Annotated in this window: 19 protein-coding genes and 1 pseudogene; 13 read left to right on the top strand and 7 right to left on the bottom strand. The window is 45.7% G+C overall.

Features of this window, described 5'->3' with window-relative positions:
• Window positions 1-18: 18 nt before the first annotated feature.
• Entirely contained in the window at window positions 19-1188 is a 1170-nt protein-coding gene (locus ELZ11_RS13240; protein ID WP_137357884.1) for an isovaleryl-CoA dehydrogenase, read from the bottom strand.
• 54 nt (window positions 1189-1242) lie between these two features.
• Window positions 1243-1620, bottom strand: coding sequence for a MerR family transcriptional regulator (locus tag ELZ11_RS13245; RefSeq protein WP_137357963.1), 378 nt, complete (start codon window positions 1618-1620; stop codon window positions 1243-1245).
• 296 nt (window positions 1621-1916) lie between these two features.
• On the opposite strand from ELZ11_RS13245, the gene ELZ11_RS13250 reads away from it, so the two are divergent.
• The 9 genes from ELZ11_RS13250 to ELZ11_RS13290 all read left to right on the top strand — a co-directional run bounded on the left by ELZ11_RS13250 (window position 1917) and on the right by ELZ11_RS13290 (window position 11620).
• Window positions 1917-3131 (top strand): thiolase family protein, encoded by a 1215-nt coding sequence (locus tag ELZ11_RS13250; RefSeq protein ID WP_137357885.1) that lies wholly within the window; start codon window positions 1917-1919, stop codon window positions 3129-3131.
• Between the two features lie 113 nt (window positions 3132-3244).
• On the top strand, window positions 3245-4735 hold the full coding sequence (locus ELZ11_RS13255) for a CoA-acylating methylmalonate-semialdehyde dehydrogenase (protein ID WP_137357886.1): 1491 nt from the start codon (window positions 3245-3247) through the stop codon (window positions 4733-4735).
• 36 nt (window positions 4736-4771) lie between these two features.
• On the top strand, window positions 4772-5926 hold the full coding sequence (locus tag ELZ11_RS13260; protein WP_137357887.1) for an acyl-CoA dehydrogenase family protein: 1155 nt from the start codon (window positions 4772-4774) through the stop codon (window positions 5924-5926).
• A gap of 85 nt (window positions 5927-6011) precedes the next feature.
• Window positions 6012-6812 carry an enoyl-CoA hydratase gene (locus ELZ11_RS13265; protein ID WP_137357888.1) on the top strand — a complete coding sequence of 267 codons (801 nt, stop codon included), beginning with the start codon at window positions 6012-6014 and terminating at the stop codon, window positions 6810-6812.
• Window positions 6813-6894: 82 nt separating this feature from the next.
• Window positions 6895-8040: an enoyl-CoA hydratase/isomerase family protein gene (locus tag ELZ11_RS13270; protein WP_137357889.1), complete on the top strand. Its 1146-nt coding sequence runs from the start codon at window positions 6895-6897 to the stop codon at window positions 8038-8040.
• Between the two features lie 58 nt (window positions 8041-8098).
• Entirely contained in the window at window positions 8099-9019 is a 921-nt protein-coding gene (mmsB, locus tag ELZ11_RS13275; protein WP_137357890.1) for a 3-hydroxyisobutyrate dehydrogenase, read from the top strand.
• A 105-nt stretch (window positions 9020-9124) separates the two neighbouring features.
• Window positions 9125-9883 carry an SDR family oxidoreductase gene (locus ELZ11_RS13280; RefSeq protein WP_137357964.1) on the top strand — a complete coding sequence of 253 codons (759 nt, stop codon included), beginning with the start codon at window positions 9125-9127 and terminating at the stop codon, window positions 9881-9883.
• A 134-nt stretch (window positions 9884-10017) separates the two neighbouring features.
• Window positions 10018-10566, top strand: a complete 549-nt coding sequence (locus ELZ11_RS13285) for a GNAT family N-acetyltransferase (protein WP_137357891.1) — start codon at window positions 10018-10020, stop codon at window positions 10564-10566.
• 160 nt (window positions 10567-10726) lie between these two features.
• Window positions 10727-11620 carry a LysR family transcriptional regulator gene (locus tag ELZ11_RS13290; protein ID WP_137357892.1) on the top strand — a complete coding sequence of 298 codons (894 nt, stop codon included), beginning with the start codon at window positions 10727-10729 and terminating at the stop codon, window positions 11618-11620.
• A gap of 38 nt (window positions 11621-11658) precedes the next feature.
• Here ELZ11_RS13290 and ELZ11_RS13295 read toward each other — a convergent pair whose 3' ends face one another.
• The gene (locus tag ELZ11_RS13295) at window positions 11659-12099 is read right to left on the bottom strand and encodes a hypothetical protein (protein ID WP_137357893.1); all 441 of its coding nucleotides are present in this window, start codon (window positions 12097-12099) and stop codon (window positions 11659-11661) included.
• Window positions 12100-12152: 53 nt separating this feature from the next.
• Entirely contained in the window at window positions 12153-13826 is a 1674-nt protein-coding gene (locus ELZ11_RS13300; protein ID WP_137357894.1) for an amidohydrolase, read from the bottom strand.
• 375 nt (window positions 13827-14201) lie between these two features.
• On the opposite strand from ELZ11_RS13300, the gene yghU reads away from it, so the two are divergent.
• Window positions 14202-15059 carry a glutathione-dependent disulfide-bond oxidoreductase gene (gene yghU / locus ELZ11_RS13305; RefSeq protein WP_137357895.1) on the top strand — a complete coding sequence of 286 codons (858 nt, stop codon included), beginning with the start codon at window positions 14202-14204 and terminating at the stop codon, window positions 15057-15059.
• Between the two features lie 173 nt (window positions 15060-15232).
• Window positions 15233-15352 (top strand): annotated as a pseudogene (locus ELZ11_RS24100) (transposase domain-containing protein); the annotation flags it as partial.
• Window positions 15353-15387: 35 nt separating this feature from the next.
• Here ELZ11_RS24100 and ELZ11_RS13315 read toward each other — a convergent pair.
• Window positions 15388-16164 (bottom strand): hypothetical protein, encoded by a 777-nt coding sequence (locus tag ELZ11_RS13315; RefSeq protein WP_137357896.1) that lies wholly within the window; start codon window positions 16162-16164, stop codon window positions 15388-15390.
• 338 nt (window positions 16165-16502) lie between these two features.
• Between ELZ11_RS13315 and ELZ11_RS13320 the strand changes: the two genes are divergently transcribed.
• Window positions 16503-16979: a nucleotidyltransferase family protein gene (locus tag ELZ11_RS13320; protein WP_137357897.1), complete on the top strand. Its 477-nt coding sequence runs from the start codon at window positions 16503-16505 to the stop codon at window positions 16977-16979.
• 85 nt (window positions 16980-17064) lie between these two features.
• On the opposite strand, the gene ELZ11_RS13325 is transcribed toward ELZ11_RS13320, so the two are convergent.
• Together ELZ11_RS13325 and ELZ11_RS13330 are read right to left on the bottom strand one after the other, a co-directional pair.
• Window positions 17065-17640, bottom strand: coding sequence for a DJ-1/PfpI family protein (locus ELZ11_RS13325; RefSeq protein ID WP_137357898.1), 576 nt, complete (start codon window positions 17638-17640; stop codon window positions 17065-17067).
• 4 nt (window positions 17641-17644) lie between these two features.
• Entirely contained in the window at window positions 17645-18307 is a 663-nt protein-coding gene (locus tag ELZ11_RS13330) for a glutathione S-transferase (protein WP_137357899.1), read from the bottom strand.
• A gap of 159 nt (window positions 18308-18466) precedes the next feature.
• On the opposite strand from ELZ11_RS13330, the gene ELZ11_RS13335 reads away from it, so the two are divergent.
• The gene (locus ELZ11_RS13335; protein ID WP_137357900.1) at window positions 18467-19405 is read left to right on the top strand and encodes a helix-turn-helix domain-containing protein; all 939 of its coding nucleotides are present in this window, start codon (window positions 18467-18469) and stop codon (window positions 19403-19405) included.
• Window positions 19406-19486 lie beyond the last annotated feature (81 nt).

Below are 19486 nucleotides of genomic sequence, written 5' to 3' on the forward strand. Positions count from 1 at the left end.
GCTCCTTAGTGACTTTCGCTATCGCGACTCTTCAAAGAGTTCACGGCCAATTAGCATTCGGCGAATTTCTGAAGTGCCGGCGCCAATCTCATACAGCTTGGCATCGCGTAATAAGCGCCCGGCGGGAAATTCATTGATATACCCGTTCCCGCCAAGTAATTGGATCGCATCTAACGCTATTTGAGTCGCCAATTCAGCGGCATACAGAATGACTCCAGCGGCATCTTTTCGGGTACTTTCACCGCGGTCGCAAGCCGCAGCGACCGTATAAACGTAAGCTCGGGCGGCGTTGGTACGGGTATACATATCAGCAACTTTTGCTTGGACTAACTGAAATTCCCCAATGGAGCGGCCGAACTGTTTTCGGTCGTGAACGTAGGGCATCACCAAGTCTAAGCAGGCTTGCATAATTCCTAGCGGCCCAGCGGCTAACACCACCCGTTCATAATCCAAGCCGCTCATTAGGACTTCAACGCCGTGGTTGACTTCACCGAGCACGTTTTCGAGAGGCACTTTGCAGTTGTCAAAGACCAGTTCACAGGTGTTTGAACCGCGCATCCCTAACTTATCGAGCTTTTGCGCATGGCTGAAACCTTCAAATTCTGACTCAATGATAAAGGCGGTAATACCGTGTGATTTGGCTTGCGGGTCTGTTTTAGCGTAAACCACTAGCGTATGAGCATCTGGCCCATTGGTGATCCACATTTTGGTGCCATTGAGAATGTAGTATTCACCGCTTAACTCCGCTTTTAGCTGCATGCTAACGACATCAGAGCCAGCATTGGGCTCACTCATGGCAAGTGCACCAATGTGGCTACCATCGATGAGCTTAGGTAAGTATTTATCGCGCTGTGCTTGTGTGCCGTTTCGGAAAATTTGGTTCACACAAAGGTTAGAGTGTGCGCCATAACTGAGTGCTACAGATGCGGAGGCTCGGCTGATTTCTTCCATGGCAATCACATGGGCTAAGTACCCCATGTTGGCACCGCCATACTCTTCATCAACCGTGACGCCGAGTAAACCCATGTCGCCAAGTAATGGCCAAAGGTGATTGGGAAATTGATTGTCTCTGTCGATATCGGCAGCAATAGGCGCGATGTGCTCGCTGGCAAAGGCATTAACTTGCTCACGCAGCATGTTGACGGTTTCATCTAGGCCGAAATTCAGTGGGATATAATCATTGTTCATGCTATTTCCTCATCTTCCTGTTCGATATGACGAGACGCTTGTTCGTCATTCCCATTAATTGGGTTTAGAGCGATTGAGGGCTTGGTGGCAGCGCTCTCGTGCGGTATTGAGCTCGGTCATGACCACATTGATGTCGTCGAGTTGTCTTTGTAGCAATAGCTGTTTTTCATCAATAATGTTGAGCATTTTTTCCAACTGCACATCACTTTGATTGGTGTCGTATAGCTCAAAAAGGTCACGAATTTCTGCTAACGAAAAGCCTAACCTTTTACCCCGTAAAATCAGCTTCAAACGGATTTTATCGCGTCGCTGATAGACCCTAGTATTGCCCTGACGGCTTGGGTGGATTAGCCCCATATCTTCGTAAAAGCGAATACTGCGTGTCGTAATTTCGAACTCTTTGGCCAGTTCGCTAATCTTGAACGTATCCATCATTGATGTCCCTCCAACGCCGTGTTGCTGAGGAAAACACAAGAATTAGTGGCTTAATGAATAGCGTGTTTACTGTCCATTAAGTTTGACATGTTGCTCATTTGTTTCTTTACGTTTACGTAAATGTTAGTGCTATGCTTACGTAAACGTCAAGAAATGGCAGTTCAAAAAATAACCACAACTTTTGCTCTTTTGATTTACCGATTCGGCATGTGGACCCGATAATCCGATTCGTTAAAAAGGGCGGTCATTGAACTCGGTTACGGTATGTTTTGGCTGCGAATGAGGGTAACGCAATGGATAAATCCGTTTGGATAGTTTCAGCTAAACGTACTCCGCTAGGCAGTTTTCAGGGCATGCTTCATGGTTTTTCTGCTCCTGAATTAGGGCAAATCGCCATACGCTCAGCGCTTGAGTCTGCCGATATTCCATCTCACATCATTAATGAAGTTTTTATGGGGTGCGTGCTCCCCGCCGGATGCGGCCAAGCCCCCGCACGTCAAGCCGCATTAGGCGCTGAACTTCCTCACTCTGTTGGCTGTACCACCATTAACAAAGTATGTGGTTCAGGTATGAAAGCCGTAATGCTTACCCATGATCTGATTCGTTCGGGCTCGATTCAAAGTGGCGTCGCTGGTGGGATGGAAAGCATGACTAACGCGCCTTATCTATTAAAAGAATCACGAGGCGGCATGCGTTTAGGCCATAAGTCCACTTATGACCACATGTTTTTGGACGGCCTTCAAGATGCCTATGAAGGCGAGCTAATGGGCGTGTATGCGCAGAAAGTAGCCGACCAATTACAATTTAGCCGCAAGCAAATGGATGATTGGGCCTCAATGTCCGCGCAACGAGCATTGCAAGCTCAACAGCAGAGCCTATTTGCTGATGAGCTCGCGACAGTGGAAGTCAAAAATCGCAAAACCAAACAAGTGGATGTGCTTGATTTTGATGAACACCCTCAAGAAATAGATTTAGAAAAAATTAGTCAGCTTCGCCCTGCGTTTGCGGAGCAAGGAACGGTGACGGCCGCCAACTCGAGTTCGATTTCAGATGGCGCAGCGGCACTGGTGTTGATGGATTCGGTGGTAGCGGAACAACACGGGTATACACCGTTAGCCATTATAAAAGGTCACTCGACACATGCGCGTAAGCCATCGGAATTTACATTGGCTCCGGTGTTCGCCATTGAGCAGTTATTGTCGCAGTTAGATTGGTCAATTGGCGAGGTCGACTTATGGGAAATCAACGAAGCGTTTGCAGTGGTCACTCAAATAGCGGTGCACCAACTTGGGCTGGATATTGAAAAAGTGAACATTAAAGGTGGCGCGTGCGCGCTTGGGCATCCGATCGGTGCCAGTGGTGCACGGATTTTGGTCACTTTGATTCATAGCTTAAAGCAAATGCAAGCCGCGACAGACAACCAGCATAAAAAGACCATGCGTGGTGTAGCGTCACTGTGTATTGGTGGCGGAGAAGCAACGGCCATAGGAATTGAAGTGCCTTTGTAGGCTGTAAATGGCCAAGTTGAGGCTACACATTGTAGCAAGCAGATTAGTTTGAAATTCGTCGACCCGTAAAGGTGTGGTGAGTAGGGTTGGCATAATCTAAAAGGAAGAATGCGATGAAGTCAGTTCCCTTATTAATTGGTGGTGAGTTTCGTCAATCAGAAACACGTGAATGGGTCGATGTCACCAACCCCGCGACGAATCAAGTGATTGCCAATCTACCTTGTGCAACTGAAAGTGAAATGGAGCAAGCGATAGAAAGCGCAGCGCAAACCTTTCAATCATGGAAGCAGGTTGCGGTGCCTGAACGAGCAAGACTGATGCTGCGATACCAGCATTTGTTGAAAGAGTATCATGATGATCTTGCCATTTTACTTTCTCATGAAACCGGAAAAACGATTGCTGATGCCAAAGGAGACGTTTGGCGTGGGATCGAGGTGGTGGAGCAAGCTGCCAATATCGCCAGCAATATGATGGGCGAAATGGTAGAAAATGTTGCGACTGATATCGATACTTACTCTATTACTCAACCGCTCGGTGTGTGTTGCGGTATTACGCCCTTTAATTTCCCTGCAATGATTCCGTTATGGATGTTTCCAATAGCAATAGCAAGTGGGAACACCTTTGTGCTTAAGCCTTCTGAGCAGGTACCGCTTACTTCTATTCGCATGGCCGAACTGTTTGAGCAAGCAGGCGCGCCGAAAGGTGTCTTGCAAATTGTTCACGGCCGAAAAGAGCAGGTCGACTATCTACTGTCACACCCTGATATTCGTACTATTTCTTTCGTCGGTTCAGTGCCTGTTGCTCAGTATATCTATCAGCAAGGCACTAAGAACTTCAAGCGGGTTCAAGCCTTTGCCGGAGCGAAAAACCATATGGTGATAATGCCCGATGCAAACAAAGAACAAGTGGTCAACAATCTTGTTGGAGCGTCCGTTGGTGCGGCGGGTCAGCGTTGTATGGCGATATCGGTGGCGGTATTCGTTGGGGGAACTAAGCAATGGATCCCTGACTTAAAAGCCGAAATGGCAAAAATTCAGCCTGGTGCCTGGGACGATGAGAGTGCGGGTTATGGGCCGTTAATCAGCAAGCAAGCTAAAGAGCGAGTATTGAAGTTAATCCAAGAAGGGAAAGACCAAGGAGCAGTGTGTGAATTAGATGGAAGTCAGTGCATGGTTGATGGGTTCCCGGATGGAAACTGGGTGGGGCCGACTTTATTTAGTGGCGTAACCACGGAAATGTCTATCTACCAGCAAGAAATTTTTGGACCAGTGCTTGTCTGTTTGGAAGTCGACACCCTAGAAGATGCAATTGCTTTAATTAACGAGAACCCTTACGGGAACGGTACATCCATATTTACGGCAAATGGCGCTGCGGCGCGTAAATATCAACATGAGATCCAAGTAGGGCAAGTCGGTATTAATGTCCCTATTCCAGTGCCATTACCCTTCTTCTCATTTACGGGCTGGCGAGGCAGTTTCTATGGTGACTTGCATGCTTATGGTAAGCAGGCGGTACGTTTTTATACTGAAACTAAGACGGTCACTTCACGTTGGTTTGATGATGATATTCCGTCTGGTCCCAACATGACTATCCAATTGAAATAAAGGGTTAAATGTTTGAGATAACTAGGTGGGCTGATTATGGATTTTGAATTGAATGAAGACCAACGCGCATTTTCTGAAACGGCTTATCAATTTGCTTTAGACAGATTGAGCCCGATGGCAGCGGAATGGGATGAAAAACAGATATTCCCCAAAGACGTATTAAAAGAAGCGGGGGAGCTTGGCTTCCTTAGTTTGTATACACCAGAAGAGCAAGGCGGGCTAGGTTTAAGCCGTTTAGATTCATCAATCATCTTTGAGCAGCTCGCGATGGGGTGCACATCAACAACGGCGTTTATGACGATTCACAATATGGTGACTTGGATGACCGCAAGCTTCGCTCGTGATTCGGTTAAGGCGCAATATTGTGATCGTTTGATCACAGGGGACTGGCTGGGATCGTACTGCCTAACTGAGCCTAATGCAGGATCGGACGCAGCGTCTTTAACGACTACTGCGGTGAAGCAAGGCGATCATTATCTGCTGAATGGTGGCAAAACCTTTATATCCGGTGCTGGCGAAACCGACTTGCTGGTGGTGATGGCGAGAACGGGTGAGCAGGGCGCAAAAGGGGTTTCTGCATTTGTGGTACCTGCGGATGCCGAAGGGATAAGCTACGGACGTAAAGAACCCAAAATGGGTTGGAACAGCCAGCCTACGCGAGCAATTACATTCGATAATGTTTCTATCCCAGCGGACCACTTGTTAGGTGAAGAAGGGCAAGGATTTGTTTTTGCGATGAAAGGTCTGGATGGCGGGCGGATTAATATCGCGACCTGTTCAATTGGTACTGCCCAGCAAGCTTTGAATCAAGCAACGCAATATATGCAAGAACGAAAACAGTTCGGTAAAAACTTAGCGCAGTTTCAAGGTCTACAATTCAAATTAGCAGACATGGCAACGGAGTTAGTAGCCGCTCGTCAATTAGTGCGTTATGCCGCGAGTAAGCTCGATAAACAAGACCCTGAAGCGACGGCTTATTGCGCAATGGCCAAGCGCTTTGCGACAGATGTAGGGTTTAGAGTTTGCGACCAAGCGCTTCAACTTTATGGCGGTTATGGCTACATCAAAGAATACCCAATGGAGCGCTATTTCAGAGATGTTCGTGTACATCAAATTTTAGAAGGCACCAATGAAATTATGCGTTTGATTGTTGCGCGTCGATTGCTCGCAGAGGGGGCTAATATCTTATAGGGCGAAGAAGGTTGCTGTTCATCTATCTACATTAAAAATCGATATTGGTCGCCATGTTTATCAACGGATTTAAGGAAGTGTGTTTATGTCTCACCATTTAGAGAACCCAAAAGAGTCGGCTATTCAATTGGACATTCAAGGGCACACCGCAGTGTTAACCATGAATAACCCTCCGGCTAATACGTGGACTGAAAGTAGCCTAGATGAGCTTAAACACACGATTCTAGCCTTAAACGAAGACAATAATGTCTACGCTTTAGTCATTACTGGCCAAGGCGAAAAGTTCTTTTCTGCGGGGGCAGATCTGAATTTGTTTGCCGACGGAGACAAAACGACCGCATTTGATATGGCGCGAGCGTTCTCTGAAGCGTTTGAAACTTTGTCTTGTTTTCGGGGCGTTTCTATCGCAGCGATTAATGGTTACGCGATGGGTGGCGGGCTGGAAGTGGCGCTGGCGTGCGATATTCGGATAGCAGAGGAGCAAGCGGTAATGGCGTTACCAGAAGCAAAAGTTGGCTTGCTACCTTGTGCGGGTGGGACGCAAAACCTAACGGCATTAGTCGGGGAGGGGTGGGCGAAACGCATCATATTGTGCGGAGAACAAGTGAAACCTGAACAAGCACTACAAATAAGATTGATTGAAGAAATTGTGCCGCAAGGGCAGTCGCTCGAAAGTGCGGTTGCATTGGCAAGCTCGGTCGCTAATCAGTCGCCTTCTTCTGTGACGGCTTGTAAATCTTTGATTCAAAACACGCGTTACTCACCGTTGAATCAAGGGCTAATGAAAGAGCGTGAATTGTTTGTGAAGTTGTTTGATACACAAGACCAAACGGAAGGGGTCAATGCCTTTTTACAAAAGCGTAAGCCCGAGTGGAAAAATCAATAACGAGAATCGCAGTGAAACGGCAAGCTAAGAGCTACTTAGTGCTACGCGATTTGGAATCCTTTGAAGATTTGTCGGAGGGAATATGGCAGGGAAAGTCAGGTTTGACAGGCTTAATTGTACTGACAGTTATCATCAAATTGGTGTCGCGACGTTAGATAACCCTGAATCATTAAACGCACTGACATTTGATATGTTAGCGCAATTGAATCAGCAACTGCTGGATTGGCAGGCCGATGAACACATCGTGTGTGTTCTCATCAATGGTGAAGGCTCAAAAGCCTTTTGTGCAGGGGGCGATGTTCGCACCATGCATACTGTGATGAGCAAGCAGTCTAAGTCCGATGCTGAGCAATTTTGTACTCGCTATTTTTCGTTGGAATACCAGTGTGACTATTTGATTCATACTTACCCTAAGCCAATTATCGCGTGGGGTGAAGGCATCGTAATGGGCGGTGGCATGGGTGTGTTTATGGGAGCGAGCCATAAAGTCGTGACACCAAAATCACGTTTGGCGATGCCTGAAGTGAGTATCGGTTTATTCCCAGATGTAGGCGGGACATGGTTTCTAAACCGCTTGGAAGTTGGCGTAGGTTTGTTCCTTGGCTTAACCGGGACTATGGTCAACTCCAGCGATGCTGTGGAGCTTCACCTTGGGGACTATCTATTGTTACCTGAACATCGAGATCAACTGTGTGATCAGCTTCAGTCGATCCAGTGGCTTAGTGCTAACGATCATTATTCAGTGATCAATGAGCTATTGGAAAGCCTAACCGTAGAGGCAGTGACGCATCAACCAGAGCACCAAATCGTCCCATTCTTATCACGGATCGAGTTTGCTTGTCGAAGTAATGATTTGGCCTTAATTCGTCAGAGCTTGCTTGATATTGAAATCTCGGGTGCAACACCGGATCAAGCGAAATGGCTTGAAACGGCGCAACGTTCCTTATTAGCGGGAAGTCCTATTACCTCACACATCGTATTTCGTCAGATCAAGCACTATCACGACCTCTCTCTGGCAGATTGCTTTCGGTTAGAACTGAACTTAGCGGTACGAAGTGGCATGTTAGGTGAGTTCCAAGAAGGGGTTAGAGCGCGGCTGATCGACAAATGTGGTGAACCAAACTGGATGTTCGAGACAGTTTACGATGTTGATAAAAAAGTGATGGATACATTGTTTACTCCTTTGTGGCGCGACGATGAGCACCCTTTGTCTCAGCTGGGCAAATAAGTTTTAGTTGAACGAACCATTCTAATTTCACTAACTACCTCACTTGAGGAGGCGTTTCATGAGTACCATTGCATTTATTGGACTAGGTAACATGGGTGGTCCTATGGCGGAAAACCTGTTGAAAGCCGGGTTTTCTGTACGAGTTTTTGATTTGAACGAGGCAGCAGCCAAGAAGCTGGAGCCATTAGGTGCGGTTGTTTCGCACTCTGTCAAAGAAGTGGTCACAGGGGCGACAACGGTGATCACTATGCTGCCAGCGGGTGCGCATGTACGAGCGGTTTACCTTGGCGAGGCTGAGCAAGATAACTCAAATAGTGTGGGTTTGTTGGATGTCGTGAGTCAGGACACCTTTCTGATTGACTCGTCTACTATTGATCCGGAAACCGCGAAGTTGGTGGCCAATGAAGCGGATAAGAAAGGACTGCAGTTTGTTGATGCACCTGTATCGGGCGGTGTAGCAGGCGCTAAAGCCGCCACTTTAACGTTTATTGTGGGTGGAACGGATGCTGCGTTCGAAAAAGCGGAAGCTGTGCTGAAGTTCGTTGGTAAGAATGTCTTCCATGCTGGTAATGCTGGCGATGGCCAAATGGCGAAAATTTGTAATAACTTGATGCTAGGAATTTTAATGTCTGGGACCTGCGAAGCGCTGAACTTAGGCATCGATAATGGACTCAACCCTAAGGTGCTTTCTGACATCATGTTACAAAGCTCTGGCCGAAATTGGGCTTTGGAGCTGTATAACCCTTGCCCAGGTGTTATGGAAAACTCGCCAGCCAGCAATCAATATAAGCCGGGCTTTATGAGTAAGCTTATGTTGAAAGATTTGGGCTTGGGAATGGACGCCGCTATTCAAAGCCAGTCTTCGATACCAATGGGGACGTTAGCGCGAAACCTTTATGCATTTCACAACGCCGACGGTAATGAAGAGCTAGACTTCTCGAGTTTGTTCGAGTTTTACCAACATCAAACCAAACAGTAAATGGGATGACCGCTAGGGCTTTTAGCCCGTAAAGGCCGTATCAAGGTTAGCCTGTAAATACAGCATTTAGGCGATAGATTTGCATGTCGCAAATGGAGAGTGATGATGAACTTAAAAGAAAGCGTGATAGCGATAACTGGGGCTGGTCAAGGGTTAGGGCAAATGATGGCGATTACACTTGCTCAATCTGGCGCCGAACTTGCCTTACTTGACGTTAACGAAGACGCGTTAAGAGAAACTCAAGATCAATGCCATATGCTTGGGGTTAAAGCGCTGACTTATAAAGTGAATGTGACCAATGAGCCGGAAGTGGAGCAGACGTTCTCTGATATTGTTGAAGATTTTGGACAATTAGACGGGCTCATTAATAACGCGGGAATCCTACGAGACGGTCTGTTGATAAAGGCTAAAGATGGCGAAATCAGTAAGATGTCGTTAGAGCAGTTTAATTCGGTGATTGATGTAAACCTAACAGGCACATTCCTATGCGGAAGAGAAGCGGCCGCTAAAATGATAGAAACCGAGCGCAAGGGCGTCATTATTAATATATCGAGTGTGGCTCGTGCGGGGAATATCGGTCAATCCAACTATTCGGCTTCCAAAGCGGCTGTCGCTTCACTGGCAACGTGCTGGGCTAAGGAGTTGGCCCGATACGGGATTCGCGCTGCTGCAATCGCTCCGGGAATCGTTCAAACGGCTATGGCGGCAAGTTTAAAACCAGAGGCAATAGAGCGATTGAACAAAATGGTTCCCGTTGGGCGAATTGGCGAAACCAGCGAAATTGCACATGCGGCCAAGTATATTTTTGAGAACGACTACTTTACCGGTCGAGTTTTAGAAGTGGATGGCGGTATGCGTATGTAAGGCGGAGACTCCTTTTACATTTGATTGAGAACAACTTCTATAGAAACAGTGGCTGTTTAGCATTGTGAATGTTATTGGTGCCGTATAGGATGTTGTTACTACGTTTACTTAATGAATTGTGAAATGGAGTTGTAATGAAAGTCAGACAAGCCGCCTTAGCGGATATCCCTCAGCTAGTTGAATTACAGCATCAGTGCCACATTACGAATCTTGATGAAGTGGAAAAAGCGGATGGATTTCTGAATACCGTTCTGAGTGATGCGTTATTAGAAACGGCAATACTCAACGAGCAGTGCGTTTATATTGCTGAAGTTGATGGTGTTGCGGCTGGGCTAGCGGTATGCGCTTCATGGCAATACTGGTCGATTTCACCAACGTTAAGCAAGCTTTCAGAGCAGCTGTCTACGATTAAAATTGAGTCACAATCTCTATCTCGTGAGAACAGTTATTTTTGGGGGCCTGTGTGTGTAAGTAAAGCATTTCGTGGCCAGGGAGTGTTTGAGGCACTGTTTACTCAAAGTCGTTCTGCGCTTTCATCTAAGTACAAGTTTGTATACACCTACGTTCATCAGGACAATCACCGCTCTTATATCGCTCACACAAAAAAAGCACAATTTACCAAAGTAAAAAGCATCACCTTGAATGAAGAGCCTTTTGATGAATTAGTCAGAGTCACCGCTTGAGCATACAATGCGTGGTTATTTCTGTCCTCTAGTGCAGGCTCTCAAGATAGGTTACTTGCGTTAGGTGGGACTGGTTCGCGATAATATCTTCTCCAAAGAGCCTGTATTTAAGTAGTGCGCCCCCGCGCAGTGTGGCTTTAGTTGACCCAAGAGATAAGCGATGAATGTCCTACATTTAAAAGCGTTACTGACCGCGATAGAAACGGGCTCTATTTCTGCCGCTGCCCGTAAATTAGGTAAGAAGCAGCCCCAAGTTAGCCAGTGGATTTCAGATCTAGAAATTGACCTCGGCGTGAGTTTTTTTGAACGTTCAGGGAATAAAACAAAACTCACAGAGGAAGGCGCGCTTCTTTTACCACACCTGTCGCATACGTTAAGTCAGCTAGATAACTTAGTGCAAAGTGCAGAGATTCTTGCGAACGAGGAACCAACAACGCTACATATTGCGATTGAAAGCTATGTACCAGATGCCGTTTTCATCGAACCTGTCTCAAAGCTTCTAGAAGACCCATTATTGAATGTTGTAGTACACCGCGGTACTCAAGAACAGATCCACAAGGACCTAGCTGAAGGTGACATAGATATTGCGATCACCCATGAATCTGGTGCGTTGCATCATCTCGGTTTTCAATACGCTCGACTTGGGCATTATGATGAAGTGCTTGTTTGCTCGCCTAGCCATCCGTTGGCGCAGCTTGCTATTATTACTAGCCAAGATCTAATACATCATAGAGAGCTGGTTTGGGGGGAAGGAGAGCAAGAAGAGGGTGATGGGCATACGTGCAGTCACGCTATGTTCGCTGACTTATCAATGTTAGTTAGTGTATTGAAGAAAGACGTGGGCTATGCATTCTTGCCAGAGGCGGCGGTTAAAACGTTACTTCAATCAGGGGAATTGTGTAAGCTTAATTGTGATTTTGAGCAAGTGTCGGCCAGTGATGCATACTCGAATATTTTACGCAAAGTGGAGCTGTGCTGGCGAAATGGTTTATTGCTATCAAGCGTTGGCACTCACGCCATTACTTTATTCAAAAGTAAGCACAACCTAGGATAGAGCCAATCGTAAATATCTTAATATGCGTATGAGCTGGATTAACACCCTCTGGCACTTGCGATGAGGGCGTCCCACCAGTCATAAAGATAAAGTGCGATGTATATTGGTAACAGCGCCCAAAGTAATGGGTCGTCCCAAACTGAAAAGGTGCTTCCAATGGCTGCAATGGCTAAAATCATCAATTGACTGACACCTGCGAATATCAACAGTTTAGTGAGGTGCGCCAGCCAGCGTTGGACTGGGTTTGTTAAATCTGTCTTTTGATAGGTCGCTTCAAATACACCGATGATGGCCGCAGCCATCAGTAAACCTATTACCGCTAAGATGGCCGATTGGTTCGACTTTTCCATGTCGTGCATGCTATCGAAAGTATTAAAAAATAGCGTAGGTACGACTAAAAATAGCAGGCAAATCTGCTTGATTCCGACTTCTAAATAAAGGCGATGTAAACGTGATGCAGGTTCGGCTTTAGTTGTCATTCTTTTCTCTTAATAAAATGAAATAGGCGCAGATTTAACTGCGCCTATTTTGGTTAATTCTCAGAGTCGTAGACGATTTTTCCTTGAAGAATAGTCATCAGTATTGGGGTTTCTGCTATTTCTTCGGCTCGCATCTGGGTGATATCTTGTTCAATAATCGCAAAATCGGCGGACTTGCCGACTTCAATAGAGCCAGTAATGTTTTCCAATCCTAAGCTGTACGCGGCATTGATGGTATAAGCATCTATCGCGCTTTCTACGTCTGGTAGCCCAGTTTTACCCATAATAACGCTGTTCGCGATACCGACCAGCGGGTTGATATCATGTACGTTCCAATCGCTGCTAAGCGTGACATTAGCCCCAGTACTAAAGATGGCTTGTAAGTTCATCATGGCGCGAGTACGTTTGGCGCCTAAAAACGCTTCAGCCCATTGGTGGTCGTGCATAGCCACGTAGTCAGAACCCACTTGAAAATCTGCAGTGACGTTTAACTTTTCGAACCTTGGTACGTCTTGATTATCGATGAGTTCGACATGAGTCAGAGTATACGGGAGTGTGGATCCACGCTTTCTCATGACTTCGATAGCATTCAGTGATTCCTGAACGGCACCGTCCCCAATGGCATGAATATGGGCGCTGTAGCCAATTTTACTAAGCGCTTTTAGCCAGGTTGCCATTTTTTGAGGCGGAATATAGTTAATGCCATAAGGCTCGTCAGGGATATAGGTATCGAGGTAGGGCGCTAATGTTTTGGCTGTGCCATTAATGAATATACCATCGCTATACATTTTGACTTGATCGACGTGCAGGAGACTCGAAGTATCGTTCGATTGTATCTTCTCTAAGAACGAGAGTTGTGGCTCCATTGAATCGGTCGGGTAGATCCAAGGCCTGAGTGACACGCGCGCGGTTAGGTCGCCTTGCTGTTCCGCTTCTTTCCATACTTCATACCAACCACGTTTCCAATATAAACGGCCGTCACCAATTGTGGTGATGCCATGTGCCGCTGCTTCTTCTAAACCAATCATTAAACCATCGTAACTTTGATCGAATTGGTTACTTAAGCTGTTCCACGCCATCTCCATAACGATGTCGCCTGCGTTGTCCATTAAGATGCCGTTGAGCTCTCCTGACTCTTCATCTTTAAGGATCTTGCCGCCTTGTGGCTCAGGTGAGTGTTTGGTTATCCCTGCTTGTTTTAAAGCGGCAGAGTTGACCCACATTGAATGCGAGGTCTGCTCCATCAATACGACAGGTTGATCTGGAAATATTTTGTCGATGACCTCAAGTGGTGTGTAGCGATTATCTTCGCTTAGCAAGGCTTCAATAGAAAAGCCGTATCCCATGACCCAACTGTTCGGCTCAGCCTGTTTGCGGCAAGTTTTTAAGTAAGGGATCTGTTCTTGTAATGAACCATCCATATTGAGTTCACAGCCACCGCCAACTTCAGAAGCGGCTTCGAACACGTGGTTATGGTTGTCGATAAACCCGGGTAAAACGAAAGCTTCTTCTAAATCGATCACTTGAGTGGACGACGAACGGTAGTTTTGAGCTTGTGAGGCAATGCCGACGAACACAATCTTTCCATCATCAATGACGATGGAATCAGCTTGCTCAACGCCATAAATTGACGCATTGGTAAGAATAGTATCGGCGTTTTGGGAAGCAATTGAATATGGGCTCATGCTGAGACTCGCGAGTAAGGCAAGTGGATACACTGGTTTCATCGTTCATTCCTTTCGGTCCCATGTGTTTATGAGTATAGGGACTGTTTCATCGTTTGGAAAAAGTCTACCGTAGCCAGCACTCGAAAGAAAAATACTCACTATCAGGATTTTGGGATAGCGCACTCAACAATCAAGAAATGTTGAATAACATCAAGTTAAGTGAGCGCTTTGAAGTGAATAGACGCTGCCGCTAGCAGCGTATTGGTTGAGTATTCGTATATTCCGCGTCTGACTCATATCATAACCAAAGGTTCTAATGAAAAAGGCTTGGGTGGGTTTTAACTTCAGTATTCGCCCCGATATTGTTTTAGGTAAGCCTCATTTTAGATAGCAATATTATTCTAAAAATAACCAGCACTTAGATAAGGAAACACGATGGCAAACGAATATACACCACCAGCGGTTTGGAAAATGGACGACGAAAATGGCGGCCAATGGGCTAGCATTAACCGACCAGATTCAGGCGCGCGCCATGAAAAGGAACTGCCGGTTGGCAATCACCCCATTCAGCTGCACTCATTGGCTACACCAAATGGCCAGAAAGTAACTATTATGCTTGAGGAGCTGTTAGCTCTGGGTGTGACAGAAGCAGAATACGATGCCTACATCATCAATATTGGGGAAGGCGATCAGTTCTCTTCAGGTTTTGTTGATGTGAATCCCAACTCTAAAATCCCTGCCTTGGTGGACCGCTCGGGCGAGACGCCGATCAATGTGTTTGAGTCTGGTGGGATCCTACTTTACCTTGCCGAAAAATTCGGTCATTTTCTGCCAAAAGATATTAAAGCACGCACAGAAGTCATGAACTGGTTGTTCTGGCTTCAAGGTTCAGCACCTTACCTAGGCGGTGGTTTTGGCCACTTTTTTGCTTACGCTCCAGAGAAGTTTGAGTACCCGATCAACCGATTCACGATGGAAGCAAAACGTCAGTTAGATGTTCTTGATAAACAGTTAGCGAAGAATAAATACATTGCGGGCGATGAATACAGTATTGCCGATATTGCGGTATGGCCTTGGTACGGTAACCTAGTGTTAGGTTTAGTATACAACGCAGCAGAATTCTTAGATGTGGATAGCTACACCAACTTAAAGCGTTGGGCTCAAGATATTTCCGAGCGTGAAGCGGTTCAGCGTGGCCGAATTGTTAACCGTTCATGGGGCGAAGAATGGGAGCAACTACCGGAGCGCCACAGTGCAGCGGATATTGATGAAGTGTTAAAACGCCGCCCTTAGCGCCTAAGGCCATCGGGGGAATGATAATGAAGAGCTGGAGCGATCCAGCTCTTTTTGTTTCAGGTCGCCGGTGTCGGCGGATACTAAAGTTTGAAACTCACTATTGGACAAAAGCTTATCAGTGCTTTTGCTAATTTAGTAATTTATGGATAATTATAGTTATGGCAAATTGAGTCGAGACAGCGAAAGTAAACGGCCTTATCCTCTATGACTACATGGTCAAATCCATGACCGATTTGGTGAAAGAGGGGCAAGATATCGATGCGCTGCTACCTTGGATCTTCAAACACTAGCAATGTAGCGTAATGGCTTTATGGGATGTTTACTTTTAACGACGTCCCATCCAAAAATACTCAGACTCACCATCCTGATAGAAATGTTCAACAGCCGCCCTCAAAGTTCCCGCTCGGATATGGCCTAATTCAACTAACCGATCACCATGAGCATAAATTATGTCCGCAGCTGACATAAAATAACCATCTGAAGCGTCAACCTCATAAAAAGTTCCCCCTCTACTTTCCGCAAACCTATGAGCGACATACACATTAGAAGTAAAGGACTGAACTTCTCCAGCACTCCCACTAAGCCTTGAAGTGTGCTTAATGATCGAACTCAGACGAGCATCAAGATCTGGATAAGAGTCTGGTAAACTTAAGGGAAACACATCACCTCGATAATATTTACTATTAGGCCCCTTAGGGATGGAAGACTTGAAGTCGTTACGTGTTTTTCCCAATAGATTAAGTACTTGATCAAGGCAAGATTTATGACTTTCTTTTTGTTGTGCTGCTTTTTTGCGCTCGGCGATAACCCGTTTTCTATTTTCAGCCCATCGTTCCTCATCATCTGAGGTAACTCTCAGCTCTTCCTGACGTTTTCGGCGTTCACATGCTTCACGTTCTGTTGCGGTTTTTTGTCTTTCTTCTGGGGCTATAGGAGCGGATTTAAATCTCATGAGAGTCTGCTTTGTTGGTTTAAAAAGATTAAAGCAATATTGCCAGTGGTCTATCACTCCAGCAAGGTGGCCTGACGTTTCGATTGTTAGAATAGGTGATTTGAAAAGCAAAACAATCGCAATGAAGGCTAAAATCGTGTTGAGCTGCATTCAATCGGATTAGTTTTTATATGGCAAAATAAACACGACAGATTTTGTAAAGTATTTAATCTAAGCGATCTTGGGGTACTTTAGAGTTAGAAAGCACCACGGATAAAAATGCTGGCAGTGAAGATTCTGGACGAAAGCTTGTCTTTATTGCTACGGATGAGATTTTAATGTTCGAAGACAAACGAAAGGAACTAACAAATCTGAACATGGCAATTGTGTTTGGCTGTTGCTCTTTGTGGTGTTTAGGTTATCGATGTGGCAGAGTGGAATTGGAAAAATTATTTGAAAACAAGTTATTAGACGAAGTGTTTTAAGACCGATTTCGTCAAGGAGCAAGCATGAGTGAGCAAGTGGGTACAGCTTTAAAATGGATAAAGGAGATATTGGAATCTGAACAGGTCCCATACCAAATTGTCGGTGGCTTAGCGGCTACCATTTATGGTGGTACGAGAGATGTAGCTGATATTGATTTATATGTACCCAAGCACGATGTCGAGAAACTCTTGCCATACGTTGATGAATTCATTTCTAAACCCCTTAAACACTATGTTGAAGAAGGATGGGACTTAGAATATTTCCAACTGATTTACCGTAATCAAAAAATTGAGATTGGTTTATCGCCAGGTACGAAAGTGTTTGATTCAGCTAACCAGAGTTGGGTTGCGCTCGAAATTGATTATGCCCATTCCGTTAGCGCAAATTACCTTGGCATTGAAGTGCCCACTATACCGATTCCTGAGTTAATCGAGTATAAAAGTGCGCTAGGGCGAGAAGTCGATCTTATCGATATTGCCGAGTTAAAGCCGCTCCTTTAATTCTGATTTAAGGCGTTGCGCCCATGTTTTTAATAGACTGAACATGGGCACCATTTGATATTTCTTCTAGTCGCTGTTTAACAGCTTATTGTTTGATCCAACGGTATTCCATTTGATGAGCTGTGGCTTGCGCCCAATGTTCTGATTCAAGCTGCGAAACCAAATATAAACTCATATCAATACCTGCTGATATTCCCCCGGACGTGATTGTATTTCCATCCACCACCCAACGTTTATCTTCAACGACATTGAGCTGTGGGTAATCATGCTTGAGGGCAGGAATGTCTTCCCAGTGAGTCGTGACTGATAATCCGTTTAATAGTTGTGCTTCTGCTAGAATAAACGCCCCGGTGCAAACAGAGGCGGTAATGCGAGCCTTTGAAGCTTGTTGGTGTACCCACTCGATTACCGCTTTATTCGTAACTTGATGGTGCTGCACACCGCCAACAACGATCAATACATCGATCTCAGGATGATGGCCGAACCCAAAATGGGGGATGACCTCAAAGCCGCCTCTCGCAGAAACAGAGCGTGCGTTTTCGGCAACGAAGAATACATTCCAATCATTGTTTGCGATGCGTTTCGCGGTGCTAAATACTTCAAATGGACCGGAGAAATCGAGCACCTCGGCATCGTCATAAATATAGATACCAATATTCATGTTTTTACCTCACTTCCACATCGTTTTTGCGCCATGAACTAGCTAAATCGATGGCTTGTTGTAATAGCGGCCATTCAAGTAGTGATTGTTGATATTGGCCTGCCTCGCCTGCAAGCGTGATGCCGTAACTACTAAGTCTGAATGCAAGGATGGAATAAAACGCATCGACCATGCTTGGTTCGTTGAACATAAATGGCCCTTGAGCTTGAGAAAAGATTTGTTCAATTCGCTCCAGTTCTTTCTGAAATGCGCTCGAAGGCTCGGTAACAGGCGCGGTTTTATCTAACGTAAATGGGCACTGTGACCGCACTTCAAAGAAGCCGGAATGCATTTCTGCGCAATAGCTTCTTGCCAGCGCTCGTTGCTCTGCCGATTCAGGGTATAAGCGCCCAGTTGATAGTTCATTGAAGTACTCACTGATCGCTAATGAATCGTGAATAGTGGTTGCTCCATGCTGCAGTGCAGGGACTAAGCCTGTCGGTGAATACGCGAGAATCTTATCCTTGTAGTCCTCTTTTGCTAAATCAATGACGATAATGTTGAGTTCCGAACCTGCTAATTGAGCACACATCCAAGCTCGTAAAGACCATGTTGAATCTGTCCCGACAATGAGCCTAGGCACGTGTAGTGGGGTGTTCTCTTGGTGCTGAGTACGTAAGTGAGTCATTACATTCCTTGTTTATTTAATCCGATACGATGAGGTCATTATTCCTTATTGGATGAAAAGTGACCATTGGCTTGAAAGTCAATCTTCGATAGTATCGAGCCAATTACGGTAGCTAGACAGGAATTAAGCTGGCTAATTTATGATGTTAAGGGAGTAGCAATGATTCAAGTGGCAATTTTAGCGCACACAGATGTCGCGCTATTTGAAATGGCTTGTGCGGTGGAATTGTTTGCTCTCCCGCGCCCCGAATTCGAAGATTGGTACACAGCAGAGGTTATCAACCTAGAAGACTGTACGATGCAAACAACCGGTAATGTGTTATTGCAAACCAAGTTTGTCGAAAATCTTGATGGTTACGATGTTTTGGTTGTACCAAGTTGGCCAACGGCAGAAGCGGTTATCCCAGATCGTATCCGCCAACAAGTTGTGCAGTTCTTTGATTCTGGTAAGCGGGTGTTGTCTTTTTGTTCTGGTGCCTTCCTTTTGGCTGAACTTGGGTTGTTGAATGGCAGAAAAGCTACAACCCATTGGCGTTACGAGAATGAATTTCGTCAACGTTTTCCTCATGTCGAGTACGAGCCAAATGTTCTGTATGTGTTTGACGGGCAAGTTGGTTGTTCAGCAGGCAGTGCAGCGGGACTGGATCTCGGTCTGGCGGTCATTCGCAATGATTTTGGATACTTGGTTGCCAATCAAGTGGCTAAGCGTCTTGTGGTATCGGCGCACCGTGCTGGTGGACAGTCCCAGTTTGTAGAATCCCCAATTTTAGAAGTCCCTAACCAGTTTTCTGATGCGGTGGAGTGGGCACAAACTCATTTGGATAAAGCGATACATATTGATGAGCTGGCAAGTAAAGCCAATATGTCACGACGTACATTTGACCGAAAGTTTCGAGCGAGCTTTAACTTGTCACCAAAAGAGTGGTTGATTCAGCAAAGAATCGAACGAGCAAAAGGCCTGCTAGAAACGCGCTCTCACAATATGGAGCAATTGGCGAACCTGGCGGGTTTTGATAATGCGATAACAATGCGTCATCATTTTCGCCGATTAGTTGGTGTTTCTCCAAAACTCTACCGCCAGCAATTTAGCCACGATTAAGGTGAAAGTTTATATGCTGTTACCGGGTGTATGAGCGAACTGTATTTTTCTCACAAGCTGCAATCAATCATGCTTAACTAA

Source organism: Vibrio profundi (assembly GCF_005281835.1).
Taxonomy (GTDB): Bacteria; Pseudomonadota; Gammaproteobacteria; order Enterobacterales; family Vibrionaceae; genus Vibrio; species Vibrio profundi.

Coding starts and splice junctions, on each gene's coding strand:
- ELZ11_RS13240 (WP_137357884.1), bottom strand. CDS start 1,188: ATGAACAATGATTATATCCCACTGAATTTCGGCCTAGATGAAACCGTC.
- ELZ11_RS13245 (WP_137357963.1), bottom strand. CDS start 1,620: ATGGATACGTTCAAGATTAGCGAACTGGCCAAAGAGTTCGAAATTACG.
- ELZ11_RS13250 (WP_137357885.1), top strand. CDS start 1,917: ATGGATAAATCCGTTTGGATAGTTTCAGCTAAACGTACTCCGCTAGGC.
- ELZ11_RS13255 (WP_137357886.1), top strand. CDS start 3,245: ATGAAGTCAGTTCCCTTATTAATTGGTGGTGAGTTTCGTCAATCAGAA.
- ELZ11_RS13260 (WP_137357887.1), top strand. CDS start 4,772: ATGGATTTTGAATTGAATGAAGACCAACGCGCATTTTCTGAAACGGCT.
- ELZ11_RS13265 (WP_137357888.1), top strand. CDS start 6,012: ATGTCTCACCATTTAGAGAACCCAAAAGAGTCGGCTATTCAATTGGAC.
- ELZ11_RS13270 (WP_137357889.1), top strand. CDS start 6,895: ATGGCAGGGAAAGTCAGGTTTGACAGGCTTAATTGTACTGACAGTTAT.
- mmsB (WP_137357890.1), top strand. CDS start 8,099: ATGAGTACCATTGCATTTATTGGACTAGGTAACATGGGTGGTCCTATG.
- ELZ11_RS13280 (WP_137357964.1), top strand. CDS start 9,125: ATGAACTTAAAAGAAAGCGTGATAGCGATAACTGGGGCTGGTCAAGGG.
- ELZ11_RS13285 (WP_137357891.1), top strand. CDS start 10,018: ATGAAAGTCAGACAAGCCGCCTTAGCGGATATCCCTCAGCTAGTTGAA.
- ELZ11_RS13290 (WP_137357892.1), top strand. CDS start 10,727: ATGAATGTCCTACATTTAAAAGCGTTACTGACCGCGATAGAAACGGGC.
- ELZ11_RS13295 (WP_137357893.1), bottom strand. CDS start 12,099: ATGACAACTAAAGCCGAACCTGCATCACGTTTACATCGCCTTTATTTA.
- ELZ11_RS13300 (WP_137357894.1), bottom strand. CDS start 13,826: ATGAAACCAGTGTATCCACTTGCCTTACTCGCGAGTCTCAGCATGAGC.
- yghU (WP_137357895.1), top strand. CDS start 14,202: ATGGCAAACGAATATACACCACCAGCGGTTTGGAAAATGGACGACGAA.
- ELZ11_RS13315 (WP_137357896.1), bottom strand. CDS start 16,164: ATGCAGCTCAACACGATTTTAGCCTTCATTGCGATTGTTTTGCTTTTC.
- ELZ11_RS13320 (WP_137357897.1), top strand. CDS start 16,503: ATGAGTGAGCAAGTGGGTACAGCTTTAAAATGGATAAAGGAGATATTG.
- ELZ11_RS13325 (WP_137357898.1), bottom strand. CDS start 17,640: ATGAATATTGGTATCTATATTTATGACGATGCCGAGGTGCTCGATTTC.
- ELZ11_RS13330 (WP_137357899.1), bottom strand. CDS start 18,307: ATGACTCACTTACGTACTCAGCACCAAGAGAACACCCCACTACACGTG.
- ELZ11_RS13335 (WP_137357900.1), top strand. CDS start 18,467: ATGATTCAAGTGGCAATTTTAGCGCACACAGATGTCGCGCTATTTGAA.